Annotated in this window: 13 protein-coding genes; 9 read left to right on the forward strand and 4 right to left on the reverse strand. The window is 69.1% G+C overall.

Annotated elements, in window-relative coordinates; translation table 11 throughout:
• The first annotated feature begins 112 nt into the window (after positions 1-112).
• The 5 genes from OXQ95_RS07040 to OXQ95_RS07060 all read left to right on the forward strand — a co-directional run bounded on the left by OXQ95_RS07040 (position 113) and on the right by OXQ95_RS07060 (position 4,504).
• Positions 113-1,333 (forward strand): type III PLP-dependent enzyme, encoded by a 1,221-nt coding sequence (locus OXQ95_RS07040; protein WP_242097019.1) that lies wholly within the window; start codon positions 113-115, stop codon positions 1,331-1,333.
• Positions 1,334-1,454: 121 nt separating this feature from the next.
• A complete protein-coding gene (locus tag OXQ95_RS07045) occupies positions 1,455-2,504 on the forward strand; it encodes a deoxyhypusine synthase (RefSeq protein ID WP_267380960.1) in 1,050 nt (349 codons plus the stop codon).
• 70 nt (positions 2,505-2,574) lie between these two features.
• On the forward strand, positions 2,575-3,594 hold the full coding sequence (locus tag OXQ95_RS07050; RefSeq protein ID WP_267380961.1) for an alpha/beta hydrolase: 1,020 nt from the start codon (positions 2,575-2,577) through the stop codon (positions 3,592-3,594).
• Positions 3,595-3,606: 12 nt separating this feature from the next.
• Positions 3,607-3,789 (forward strand): SANT/Myb-like DNA-binding domain-containing protein, encoded by a 183-nt coding sequence (locus OXQ95_RS07055; protein ID WP_242097016.1) that lies wholly within the window; start codon positions 3,607-3,609, stop codon positions 3,787-3,789.
• A gap of 49 nt (positions 3,790-3,838) precedes the next feature.
• The gene (locus tag OXQ95_RS07060) at positions 3,839-4,504 is read left to right on the forward strand and encodes a glutathione S-transferase family protein (protein ID WP_267380962.1); all 666 of its coding nucleotides are present in this window, start codon (positions 3,839-3,841) and stop codon (positions 4,502-4,504) included.
• A gap of 6 nt (positions 4,505-4,510) precedes the next feature.
• On the opposite strand, the gene OXQ95_RS07065 is transcribed toward OXQ95_RS07060, so the two are convergent.
• Positions 4,511-4,972: a cupin domain-containing protein gene (locus OXQ95_RS07065; RefSeq protein WP_242097014.1), complete on the reverse strand. Its 462-nt coding sequence runs from the start codon at positions 4,970-4,972 to the stop codon at positions 4,511-4,513.
• An 11-nt stretch (positions 4,973-4,983) separates the two neighbouring features.
• Here OXQ95_RS07065 and dapE point away from each other — a divergent pair, with 11 nt between their 5' ends.
• Positions 4,984-6,117, forward strand: coding sequence for a succinyl-diaminopimelate desuccinylase (gene dapE, locus OXQ95_RS07070; RefSeq protein ID WP_267380963.1), 1,134 nt, complete (start codon positions 4,984-4,986; stop codon positions 6,115-6,117).
• Here dapE and OXQ95_RS07075 read toward each other — a convergent pair.
• The 3 genes from OXQ95_RS07075 to OXQ95_RS07085 form a co-directional block, all read right to left on the reverse strand.
• On the reverse strand, positions 6,089-6,601 hold the full coding sequence (locus OXQ95_RS07075) for a Smr/MutS family protein (protein ID WP_267381111.1): 513 nt from the start codon (positions 6,599-6,601) through the stop codon (positions 6,089-6,091). The genes dapE and OXQ95_RS07075 overlap by 29 nt on opposite strands.
• Before the next feature lie 25 nt (positions 6,602-6,626).
• Positions 6,627-7,754 (reverse strand): murein transglycosylase A, encoded by a 1,128-nt coding sequence (locus OXQ95_RS07080; protein ID WP_267381112.1) that lies wholly within the window; start codon positions 7,752-7,754, stop codon positions 6,627-6,629.
• 190 nt (positions 7,755-7,944) lie between these two features.
• Positions 7,945-8,592 (reverse strand): Tim44/TimA family putative adaptor protein, encoded by a 648-nt coding sequence (locus OXQ95_RS07085; protein WP_267380964.1) that lies wholly within the window; start codon positions 8,590-8,592, stop codon positions 7,945-7,947.
• Positions 8,593-8,794: 202 nt separating this feature from the next.
• On the opposite strand from OXQ95_RS07085, the gene secB reads away from it, so the two are divergent.
• Genes secB through trpS form a run of 3 tightly spaced genes read left to right on the forward strand, consistent with a single transcriptional unit; the run spans position 8,795 to position 11,905 of the window.
• Complete coding sequence (gene secB / locus OXQ95_RS07090) at positions 8,795-9,301, forward strand: protein-export chaperone SecB (RefSeq protein ID WP_242097072.1); 507 nt, start codon at positions 8,795-8,797, stop codon at positions 9,299-9,301.
• Between the two features lie 22 nt (positions 9,302-9,323).
• Positions 9,324-10,895 (forward strand): murein biosynthesis integral membrane protein MurJ, encoded by a 1,572-nt coding sequence (gene murJ, locus OXQ95_RS07095; protein ID WP_267380965.1) that lies wholly within the window; start codon positions 9,324-9,326, stop codon positions 10,893-10,895.
• Positions 10,892-11,905: a tryptophan--tRNA ligase gene (gene trpS / locus OXQ95_RS07100; protein ID WP_267380966.1), complete on the forward strand. Its 1,014-nt coding sequence runs from the start codon at positions 10,892-10,894 to the stop codon at positions 11,903-11,905. Before murJ ends, trpS begins: the two co-directional genes overlap by 4 nt.
• The last annotated feature ends 6 nt before the right edge of the window (positions 11,906-11,911 follow it).

Consider the following 11,911-nt stretch of genomic DNA (forward strand, 5'->3'; position numbering starts at 1 on the left):
ACTTTACAGGGGGGGCATGCGACCCTAAATCGCACCTCCGCTGCCCCATGGGACTTCCAACCGCAAGGCAGCTTTTCACCGTTCGGCGCAAGCCACTTGGAGGTCCCTTGAGTTGCACAAGCATCATCGCGCGTTGGGGTTAGCGACCACCCATTCGACCGCCGCTCGCGGCATCGATATCGCTAGACTTGCACCGGTCGATCCGGTGACGCTCGTTCGTCCGCATGCCGCTGCGCGTGCGGCCCGGTTCTTCGCGGAGAAGTTCCCGGGTCGTTCGATGTATGCGGTCAAGGCGAATCCGTCGCCCGACCTTCTCCGCATCCTGTGGGATAGCGGAATCACGCATTACGACGTGGCCTCGCTCGCCGAGGTCCGACTGGTGGCCGAGACGCTGCCCGAGGCCACCTTGTGCTTCATGCACCCGGTGAAGGCCGAGGAAGCCATTGCCCAGGCCTATGCGGATTACGGCGTGAGGACGTTCAGCCTCGACAGCATGGAAGAGCTGGAGAAGATCGTCCGCGCGACGAAGGCCGCGGCGGACCTGACTTTGTGCGTCCGTCTTCGCGTGTCGTCGGAACATTCGAAGCTCAGTCTTGCCTCCAAGTTCGGCGCGGCGCCGGGCGAGACCCGCGCGCTGCTGTTCGCGGCCCGCCAGGCGGCGGATGCGCTCGGCATCTGCTTCCATGTCGGATCGCAGGCGATGACGCCCGAGGCCTATACCAACGCGCTGGAGCGCGTCCGTGCGGCGATCGTCGACGCGGCGGTGACGGTGGACGTGATCGACGTCGGCGGCGGCTTTCCGTCGAGCTATCCCGGCATGGAGCCCCCGCCGCTGGAGCGCTATTTCGACGCCATCCATCGCGCGTTCGAATCGCTGCCCGTCAGCTATTCGTCCGAGCTGTGGTGCGAGCCGGGCCGCGCGCTATGCGCGGAATACAGCTCGCTCGTCGTGCGCGTGGAAAAGCGCCGCGGGACCGAACTCTACATCAACGACGGCGCCTATGGCGCGCTGTTCGACGCCGCGCATATCGGCTGGCGCTTTCCGGTCACGCTGCTGCGCGAGCCGGACAGCCGGGCGCGCGACGTGGAGTTCAGCTTCTATGGCCCCACCTGCGACGACATGGACCATATGGCCGGCCCGTTCCTGCTCCCCGCCGACACCCAGGCGGGCGATTATATCGAGATCGGGATGCTCGGCGCCTATGGATCGGCGATGCGTACCGCGTTCAACGGCTTCGGCGCGGCCGAGACGGTGATCGTGGACGACGAGCCGATGGTGTCGCTGTACGAGGGCGAGCTGCCCCGGATCGCGGCGAACGTCGTCAAGCTGTAACATCCGCTACCTAGCCGTCATCCCCGCAAACGGCGGGGATGACGCTATCTTTCGCCGGACCACCGCGCGGACGGCCTGATCCCGCCGCGGCGGGGTCGACGGCCATGGAGACCTTCTGCAAATGACCGACACCATCAACGACACCCGCAAGGCGGATCTGCTCTCGACCACGGTCGAGCATATCGACATCACCAGCTTCGATGCGCGTCCGATCGTGGACGCGATGAAGAAGATGAGCTTCACCAGCCGCGATCTCGGCCGCGCGACCGAGATCTACAACCAGATGCTGGCGGATCCCGACTGCACGATCTTCCTCGTCATCGCCGGCTCGACGAGTGCTGGCGGCTGCATGGATCTCTATGCCGAGCTGCTGCGCAACAACATGGTCGACGGCATCGTCGCCACCGGCGCCTCGATCGTCGACATGGATTTCTTCGAGGGCCTGGGTCACAAACACTATCAGGCGCTCGAGGTGCCCGACGACGACACGCTGCGCTCGCTGCTGATCGACCGGATCTACGACACCTATATCGACGAAGAGCAGCTCCAGGATTGCGACCACACGATCTACGAGATCGCGAACAGCCTGGAGCCCCGCCCCTATTCGAGCCGCGCGTTCATCCGCGAGATGGGCAAATATCTGGTCGAGAACGGCAAGAAGGAAAACAGCCTCGTCAAGCTCGCCTATGAGCATGACGTGCCGATCTTCTGCCCCGCCTTTGTCGACAGCTCGGCGGGCTTCGGCTTGGTCAAGCACCAGGTCGATCGCGCGAAGGAGGGCAAGCCGTACATGGTGCTCGACGCGATCGCCGATTTCCGCGAGCTGACCGATATCAAGATCAAGGCGGGCACCACCGGCCTGCTGATGATCGGCGGCGGCGTGCCGAAGAACTTCATCCAGGACACCGTGGTCTGCGCCGAGATCCTCGGCCATGACGACGTGCAGGTGCACAAATACGCCGTGCAAATCACCGTCGCCGACGTGCGCGATGGCGCCTGCTCGTCCTCGACGCTGCAGGAAGCGGCCTCGTGGGGCAAGGTGAACACCGGCATCGAGCAGATGGTCTTCGCCGAAGCCGGGTCGGTGATGCCGCTCCTCGCCAGCGACGCCTATCACCGCGGCCATTGGAAGGACCGTGCCAAGCGCGCCTGGGGCAAGATGTTCGCCTGAGGCCGAGACGCGCCCCGTCATTCCCGCCGCCGGGGATGACGGGGGGTTCCGCCGCGCCTAGGATGGCGGCGTGACCCAAGCCGAGGACCAACGCATGCCGATCGACCGCCGTACCGTCCTCGGAAGCGCAATCGGCCTGGGCGTCGCCGCCACCGCGGCGGCCGGCGCCGCACAGGAATCTCCTGCCGATGCGCGCGATCACGCGATCTGGCCGCCGCGCGAATCGTTCCGCCTCTGGCCCGGCCGCCCGCCCGGCGCCCCCGCCGAACCGCCCGTGCCGCATGACAGCGCGGAGGGGCGGCCGGGCCATCGCCAGCTCTGGCTGCGCGGCATCGCCGATCCGATCGTCGGCGTCTTCCGCCCCACCCGCCCCGACGGCCGCGCCATGCTGATCCTGCCCGGCGGCGGCTATGGCTTCGTCTCGATCCAGAACGAGGGCACGCAGATCGCGGAGCGATTCGCGCGCGAGGGGATCACCGGCTTCGTCCTCGGCTATCGCCTGCCGCAGGAAGGATGGGCGGACCCTGCCGACGTGCCGCTCCAGGATGCGCAGCGGGCGATGCGGCTGATCCGGGCGAACGCCGCGCGCTACGGCATCGACGCGCGCCGGCTCGGCACGATCGGCTTCTCGGCCGGCGGGCATCTCGCCGGATCGCTCATCGTCGGCCATGACGACCGCGTCTACAAGCCGGTGGACGCCGCCGATTCGCATTCGGCCCGGCCTGCCTTCGCCGGGCTGATCTATCCCGTCGTCACCATCGGCCGTGATCCGCAAACCGGATCCTATCGCAACCTGCTCGGCCGCACCGCCGACGCGGCGACCCGCGCGCGCTACGAGATCGACGCGCGGATCACCCCGGCCGCACCGCCGCTGTTCGTGGCGCAGGCGCTCGACGACGGCACCGTGGCGCCGGACAACGGCATCGCGCTGCTGGCCGCCGCCCGCGCGGCGCGCGTGCCGGTGGAGGCGCATCTGTTCGAGCGGGGCGGTCACGGCTTCGGCCTCCATGCCGATCCGGCGTTGCCGGCAGCGCAATGGCCCACGCTCTTCTCGGCCTGGCTCGCGAGCCATGGCGCCACGCCGCAATGAGGATGTTCTGACATGGCCAAGGAAGGCTTCGAGCGGCACCGCCAGCCCTGGACCCAGGACGAGATCCAGAAGCTGCACCTGCTCGCTAAGAAGGGCATGGCGCTGAAGGCGATCGCCAAGGCGATGACGCGCAGCGAGGAATCGGTGAAGGACCGCGCCAAGGCGGACGGACTGTCGATCGCCAAGCTGCGTTGATGCGTTGATGCGTTGCGGCGGCCCGCGCGCCCCGCTACGCCTGCCGCCCATGAAGCTCATCATCGGCAACAAGGCCTATTCCTCCTGGTCGCTGCGCGGCTGGCTCGCGTGCAAGCAATCGGGGCTGCCGTTCGAAGAGGTCGTCGTGCCGATGTACGACGCCGACTGGGAGAAACGCCGCGCGGGCGACGAGTTCGCGCCGTCGTCGGGCAAGGTGCCGATCCTGTGGGACGGCGATGCGGTGGTGTGGGACAGCCTCGCCATCGTCGATTACCTGGCGGACAAGGTGGGGCGCGACCGGTTCTGGCCCGCGGACGAACCCGCGCGCGCGATGGCGCGATCGATGGCCGCCGAGATGCATTCGAGCTTCCCCAATCTGCGCCGCAAGCACAGCATGAACGTGCGCCAGGTCTTCGCGCCCGCCGCGCCCGATGCCGATGTGCTGGCCGAGCTCCAGCGGATCATGGAATTGTGGGCGCAGGCGCGCGCGCGGTTCGGCGGCGACGGGGCGTTCCTGTTCGGCGCGTTCGGCGCGGCGGACATCATGTTCGCGCCCGTGGTAACGCGCATCGTCACCTATGGCCTGCCGATCGCACGGTTCGCCGCGCCCTATATGGATGCCGTGCTCCAGCACCGCTTCATGCAGGATTGGATCGCCGGCGCGCAGGAGGAGGAATGGGTGATCGCGCGCTATGAGCAGCCCGCGGCGGAGTGATCCGCCTCAGACCCGCGTCGTGCCGTAATCGCGGCCGTCCTTGTGGCAATAGCGGCCGTCGGCGGTGAAGATCAGGTCGATATCGGAGTAGCCGCCGCCCCTGGCCGGCCCCGCCCCGATCGCGACGAAGACGCAGGGTCCGGTGCCAGTGTTGCGCAGATGATGGCCGTTGGGGCTGCCCGCGGGGAAGGCCGCGACGTCGCCCGCGCGCATCGCATGCTCGCCGTCATCGTCCACCAGCAGCGCCTCGCCTGCCAGCATCACCACCATCTCGTCCTCGCCGTCGTGCCAGTGGCGCAGCGACGACCAGGCGCCGGGCTCCAGCACGACATGGCTCGCGCCCATCTGCGTCAGCCCCGCCACGGGCGCGAGCCGGCGATAATGGCGCCCCGCCACGGGGGCTGCATATTCCGCCGGATAGCCGGTCGCGGTGGTCTGCGGGATTGTGTCCAGATCGAGCTTGGGCAATGCCACCTCCCATGACGGATACCGCCTCGATAACCGATCCCCTGTCGCTGGCCCAGGCACTGCTGCGGGCCGAGAGCGTCACGCCGGCGCGGGGGGCGGTGTTCGACCTATTGGAGGGGGCGCTGCGGCCCATCGGCTTTGCGGTCGACCGGTTCGTAACCGGCGACGCGCCCGATGGCCCGGTCGAGAATCTGCTGGCGGTGCGGGCGGGCGCCGGGCCGCATCTCGCCTTTGCCGGGCATCTCGACGTGGTGCCGCCGGGCGAGGGCTGGAGCGTGGCCGACGGCACGATCCGCGGCGACCTGCTCTATGGCCGCGGCGCGGTGGACATGAAGGGCGCGGTGGCGGCGTTCGTGGCCGCCGCCGCGCGGAGCGACGCGGGCACGCTCGGCCTGATCGTCACCGGCGACGAGGAAGGGCCCGCAACTTTTGGCACGCCGGTGCTGATCGAACGCATGGCCGCGCGCGGGATCGCGCCTGCCCTGTGCCTCGTCGGCGAACCGACCTCGGCGCACAAGCTGGGCGACACGATCAAGATCGGGCGGCGCGGATCGGCGAACATCACGATCGCCGTGACGGGCCGGCAGGGCCATGTCGCCTATCCGCTGCTCGCCGACAACCCGATTCCCCGGCTGGTGGCGCTGCTCGCCGCGATCGATGCGCTGGTGCTCGATTCGGGCAATGGCTGGTTCCAGCCGTCCAATATCGAGATCACCGACATCACCGTGGGCAATCCGGCGCACAACGTCATCCCGGCGCGCGGCTCGGCGCGGATCAGCATCCGCTTCAACGACGAACAGTCGGGCGAGGCGCTGGTGACGCGGATTCGCGAACTCGCGCTGCAATACGCGCCCGACGCGGTCGTCACCGGCCGGGTGTCGGGCGAGGCGTTCCTGACTGCGCCGGGCATGCTGTCCACGATCGTCGCCGAGGCGATCGCCGAACGCACCGGGATCACGCCCGAACTGTCCACCACCGGCGGCACGTCGGACGCGCGCTTCCTATCGAAGCTGTGCCCTACGGTGGAGTTCGGGCTGGTCAACGCGACGATGCACAAGGTGGACGAGGCAGTGGCGATCGCCGACCTGCGCGCGCTCGCCGATATCTACGAAGGCATCATCCGCCGCGCGACCGCCGCAGGATGATGTAGAGCGCGCCCTGCCCGCCATGCCGCGGATGCGCGCCGCGCACCGCCGCGATCCGCCCGGCATGGCGCGACGCCATCAGCCAATCCTGCACCGCCGCGCGGATCGCGCCGCGCGCATGCGGGCGTTCGCTTTCGGGCCGCGGCGGCTTGCCGGTGACGAGCAGCAGCACGCGGTCGCCATTGCCGATCGCGCGATCGAGCCCCGCATCGAGCAACGCGTGCGCCGAGGCGAGCGTATGGCCGTGAAGGTCGATCGCGGTATCGGGCACCACCGCGCCCTTGGTCAGCCTTTTGTCCCAGCCGCCGTCGAGCGTGACGCCGGGGCGCGGCGCGCGCGGTGGCGCCTTGGCGAGCGGCGGCGGCGCGGGCACCACGGGGGTGCGGATGGCCTTGGCCTTGGGCGGCTTTTCGGGCTTTGCCGACGTGGCCACGACAGGTGCGGGCGTCGGCGCGGCCGGGCGGAGCGGACGGACGCTCGCCATCACGCGCGCCCAGAGCTGCGCCTCGTCAGCGTGGAGCGGGCGCACCCGCCGACCCTCCCGGATAGCCGCCGCTCGCGCGGGCCAAGGTGCCGATCGGCAGCAGCAAGAACGCGGTGCCGCGCCCGGCCATGCCGCCCGCGATCGCCTCGGCCTGCGCGCCCGCACCCCAGAAAGTGTCGAAGCGGTTCGCGCCCTTGATCGCGCCGCCGGTATCCTGCGCGACCCACAGGCCCGTCGCGTCCGCGCGGTCGAGCGAGAGATAGACCGGCGCGCCGAGCGGCACGAATTTGGGATCCGCCGCCGCGCTGACGCCCCCCGTCACCGCATAGCCGAGCGCACCCTGCGGCGCGCCGTCGATCTGGCGGAAGAAGACGAAGCTGCGATTCTCGTCCATCAGCGCCGCGCCCTCGGTCGGGTGGGCATGGAGCCAGGCGACGATCCCCTGCATCGACGACTGCCCCGGGCCGAGCAGCCCGCGCGCCTTCATCAGCGATCCGATGCCGGTATAATCGCGCCCGTTCTGCGTGGCATAGCCGACCCGCAGGATCGCGCCGTCGGGCAGCCGCAACCGGCCCGAGCCCTGGATCTGGAGGAAGAACACCGCAGCGGGATCCGCGCCCCAGGCGATCACCGGCGCGCGCCCGTCCAGCGCGCCGCGCTCGATCTGGCTGCGATCATAATAGGGCACGAAATTGGTGCGATCGACGCGGCCGCGGATCTTGCGGCCCTTCAGATCGGCGGCGAACTGGCCGAGATCGACATCGACCAGATCGTCCGGCCGGCCATAGATCGGCACGTCATACCCCTGGCGCCGATCGCGCGACGCGGCGATCTCGGGCTCGTAATAGCCAGTCGCGAAGGCACGGCCGTCACCAACCTGCACCGTCTCGAACCATTGCGCGAGAAACGCCCGCGCACCGCCCGGCTGGACCGCGGCGGCGGCCGCGCAGGCACCCTGCCAGTCCGCGCCACGCGTCAGGCCCGACGCATCCGTTCGGCGCATCAGCCCGGGGCAGGATAATGCGAAGGCTGTCACCGTTCCTGCGGCCTGGCGCTCGTCGATCGGCAGCGACGCCACGGGTGGCCCGGCGACGACCCCCGCCGCAAACGCGGTGCCGGCGCCCGCGACGGGAACGACGGGCGTCGCGGTCATGGGGGTCGACGGAACGATCGGCGCGCGCGCGACGGGCGTGCCCGCGCGTTCGCCCCCGGTACGATAGGGGAGCCGCGGCGAGCGCGCGACGGTGCGGGAATCGGTGGAGGGCGGGACGATCCGGCCACCGCACGCGGCGAGCGCGAGCGCCATCGCCGTGGCCGCCACGATCCGCACAGGCCGCACGGCCTCAGGCCTCATCGGTGTCGGCGAGCTTCCAGTTCGGATCGCTGCTCTTGAGCGTCCGCGCGAAGGTCCACAGATCATGCGTGGCGACCGCGTCGGTCAGCGACCCGGCCAGCAGCACGCCGTCCGCATCGCGAGTCACCGCGGCGATGTCGGCATCGAAGCGCACCGTGATCCGCGCTTCGCGGCCCGAAACGCCCGCATCGACGATCATCGCGCGCTCGATCGTGACGAGCCGGTTGTCGAGCACTTCACCCGCCGCCTCGCGCGCCGCGATCGCATCGGCAAAGGCCGCGCGAACATCGGGCTGGGCGAGTTCGGCGAGCGCCGCGTCGTCGCCCTTCCAGAACGCTTCGAGCACCATGCGGTACGCGGCCTGCGCGCCGCCGAGAAACTGGGCGACGTCGAAGCCGGGCTCGCCCGCGACGATCGCACGCAGGCCGGCTTCGGCCCTGGGGTCGATGTTGCGGTTGGCGGGTTCGCGCGCCTCGGGCACCATGTCGACGGTGCGCGGCACCGCGATCGCGACACCGCGATCCTCGGCGGCACGCGGCAGCGGCTGCTGCTCATGGCCGGTACGCTTGCCGAGCACGCCATAGAGGCGAAGCGCCAGGAACCCCGCCACCATCGCGAGAAGGACTACAAAGAACACCGTGCCTCCGATCTTGCATACCGATATAGGCGAAACGGCGCCGCTATTCAAACCCGTTGGCCCAGCGCCAGCGCGATCGCGCAATCGGCTTGCCGTTGAAACGTCCCCGGCGCGCTGCTACGCGCCAGATCATCCAACGGGAACCGGACGCGCGACGATGCCGCTTCGTTCCCTCCACCCGATCACCCAAGGACTCGATGCGATGGACGACCAGAACACCGGCATGAACGTGGTGGACCAGCCCTTCGCCAATGGCGAGGACACCGGCCCGGCCGCCGGCCTGATCTCGCAGTATGTGAAGGACCTGTCGTTCGAGAATCCGAACGCACCCGCCATCTACCAGAGCCAGACCGCACCGGGGATCGACGTGCAGTTCAACATCGCCGCCGCGCAGGTGGGCGAGGAGGTGCACGAGGTGACGCTGAAGATCGAGGTGCGCGCCGAGGGCGAGGGCCAGGTCGCGTTCATCGTCGATCTGTCCTATGCGGGGCTGTTCGGGCTGCGCAACATCCCGGCCGAGCATGTCCAGCCCTTCCTGCTCGGCGAGGCGCCGCGCCTGCTGTTCCCGTTCGCGCGCCGCGTGCTCGCCGATTGCGTGCGCGACGGCGGCTTCCCGCCGCTGCTGCTCGAGCCGATCGATTTCGCCCAGCTCTACGTCCAGCAGTCCGAGGGCGCGCAGCCCAACGTCGCCGGTTTCGGCCAGGCCTGAACGGACGCGCGCGGACGGCCCGATGAACCTCAACCGCGCGCTCGGATCGGTCGGCGGGCTGACGCTCGCCAGCCGCGTGCTGGGGCTCGTCCGCGATTCGCTGTTCGCGCGCTACATGGGCGCGAATTTCGCCTCGGACGCGTTCCAGATCGCGTTTCGCCTCCCCAACATGTTCCGCGCGCTGTTTGCGGAAGGCGCGTTCTCGGCGGCGTTCATCCCGCTCTTCAACCGCAAGGTGGGTGACCCGGCGGGCAACGGCCTTGTCGACGGCATCTCGTTCGCGGAACGCGCGCTGTCGGTGCTGCTGCCCGTCCTGATCCTGATGACGGTCGTGATGGAACTCGCCGCCTGGCCCGTCACCTGGGCGCTGACCGGCGGCTTCAACCATGTGGGCCACGACCAATTCGCCTTTGCGGTCGGGCTGTCGCGGATCACCTTTCCCTATCTGCTGCTCATCAGCCTCGTCTCGCTGCTGGGCGGCATCCTCAATTCGCTCCACCGCTTCTGGATCGCGGCGGCGGCGCCGATCCTGCTCAACGCCACGCTGATCGCCGCGCTGCTGCTGTTCCATGGCGAGCCGCTGCTGACCGCGCGCAACCAGGCGATCGCAGTGACGGTCTCGGGCATGCTCCAACTCCTCTGGCTCTGGTATGCCTGCAGGCGCGCGGGCGTGACGCTGCATCTGCGGCTGCCGCGGCTCGATGCGGACGTGCGCCACCTGCTGAAGCTGATCTGGCCGGCGGCGGCGGGCGCAGGCGCGGTGCAGATCAACCTCGTCATCTCGACCGCGCTCACCGCCGCGTTCCTGGCGCACGGATCGGTGTCGTACATCTATTATGCCGACCGGCTGAACCAGCTTCCCCTCGGACTGATCGGCATCGGGCTCGGCACCGTGCTGCTGCCCACCATCTCGCGCCAGCTCGGCCGGGGCGAGGAGCGCGAAGCGATGGAAACGCAGAATCGCGGCATGGAGCTCGCGCTGTTCCTCACCCTGCCCGCCACGGTCGCGCTGATCGTGTGCGGCCGGCCGATTGTCGCGGCGCTGTTCCAGCACGGCCATTTCACCGCGCAGAACGGCATCTACACCGCACAGGCGCTCGCCGCCTTCTCGATCGGGCTGCCGTCCTACATTCTCGTGAAGGTCCTGACGCCCGGCTATTATGCCCGTTCGGACACCAGGACGCCGGTGCGCTACGCGATGGCATCGATGGCGGTGAACCTGGTGCTCAACCTCGCCTTCATCGTGCCGCTCAAGCATATGGGTCCTCCGCTGGCGACCGCGATCGCCAGCACGGTGAACGTCGTCCTGCTCTACCGCACGCTCGTCGCGCGCGGCCATTTCGCCCCCGATGCGCGGCTGGTGCGGCGCGCGTGGCGGCTGCTGGTGGCCGCGCTGCTGATGGGCGTGGCGATGTATTTCCTCGATACGCTGTTCCAGCCCTTCGTCACCGGGCGCAGCATCGAACGCTGGGGCGCGATGCTCGTGCTCGTCACCACCGGCGGCGTCGTCTATGCGATCGCGACGCTGGCGACGGGCGCGTTCCGCCTCGGCGACATCCACACCCTCCTCCAGCGCAAGAGCCGATCGTCATGACCCAGCGCGTCGTTTCGGGCATCAAGCCCACCGGCAATCTCCACCTCGGCAATTATCTGGGTGCGGTGAAACAATGGGTCGCGATGCAGGACCAGGTGCAGGCGTCCGGCGGCGAGACGCTGTATTTCATCGCCGATCTTCACGGCCTGACCGAATGGATCGCGCCCGCCGACCTGCGCGCGCAGACGATCGAGATGACCGCGACGCTGGTGGCGGCGGGGATCGATCCCGATCGCTCGATCCTGTTCAACCAGACGCGCGTGCCCGCGCACAGCGAACTCACCTGGCTGCTCAACAACGTCGCCCGCGTCGGCTGGCTGAACCGCATGACGCAGTTCAAGGACAAGGCGGGCAAGAACCGCGAGGGCGCGAGCATCGGGCTCTACGACTATCCGGTGCTGATGGCGGCCGACGTGCTGCTCTACAACGCCACGCATGTGCCGGTGGGCGAGGACCAGAAACAGCATCTGGAGCTGGCGCGCGATATCGCGACGAAGTTCAACGCGGACTATGCGACCGGGCTGTTCACGCTGCCCGAGCCGCTGGTGAGCGCCGCCGCGCCGCGCATCATGTCGCTGCGCGATGCGTCCTCCAAGATGTCCAAGTCCAACCCGTCCGAGCAATCGGTGGTGAAGCTGATCGACAGCGATGACACCATCGCCGACAAGTTCCGCAAGGCGAAGACCGACCCCGAGGCGTTGCCCGACAGCTGGGAGGCGCTCGCCGACCGGCCCGAGGCGCGCAACCTGGTGACGATCTACGCCGCACTCGCCGACCGGACACCGCAGGCGGTGGTGGAGCAGTTCGCCGGGCAAGGGTTCGGCGCGTTCAAGCCCGCGCTGGCCGATCTCGCCGTCGCGACGCTGGGGCCGATCCGCGACGAGATGGTGCGCCTGCTCGACGATCGCGGCGCGATCGAGGCCATTCTCGACAAGGGCGCGGCGAAGGCGCGGGCGCTTGCCACCCCGACGCTTCGGGCGGTGCAGGACGCGATGGGCTTGCTGACCTGAGCCGCG

Source organism: Sphingomonas sp. GC_Shp_6, from assembly GCF_026540835.1.
Classification (GTDB): Bacteria; Pseudomonadota; Alphaproteobacteria; order Sphingomonadales; family Sphingomonadaceae; genus Sphingomonas.

Excerpts from the sequence above, each read along its gene's own strand:
- murJ (WP_267380965.1), top strand. The coding sequence starts at position 9,324 with ATGAACCTCAACCGCGCGCTCGGATCGGTCGGCGGGCTGACGCTCGCC.
- secB (WP_242097072.1), top strand. The coding sequence starts at position 8,795 with ATGGACGACCAGAACACCGGCATGAACGTGGTGGACCAGCCCTTCGCC.
- trpS (WP_267380966.1), top strand. The coding sequence starts at position 10,892 with ATGACCCAGCGCGTCGTTTCGGGCATCAAGCCCACCGGCAATCTCCAC.
- OXQ95_RS07075 (WP_267381111.1), bottom strand. The coding sequence starts at position 6,601 with ATGGCGAGCGTCCGTCCGCTCCGCCCGGCCGCGCCGACGCCCGCACCT.
- OXQ95_RS07045 (WP_267380960.1), top strand. The coding sequence starts at position 1,455 with ATGACCGACACCATCAACGACACCCGCAAGGCGGATCTGCTCTCGACC.
- OXQ95_RS07060 (WP_267380962.1), top strand. The coding sequence starts at position 3,839 with ATGAAGCTCATCATCGGCAACAAGGCCTATTCCTCCTGGTCGCTGCGC.
- OXQ95_RS07055 (WP_242097016.1), top strand. The coding sequence starts at position 3,607 with ATGGCCAAGGAAGGCTTCGAGCGGCACCGCCAGCCCTGGACCCAGGAC.
- dapE (WP_267380963.1), top strand. The coding sequence starts at position 4,984 with ATGACGGATACCGCCTCGATAACCGATCCCCTGTCGCTGGCCCAGGCA.
- OXQ95_RS07080 (WP_267381112.1), bottom strand. The coding sequence starts at position 7,754 with ATGACCGCGACGCCCGTCGTTCCCGTCGCGGGCGCCGGCACCGCGTTT.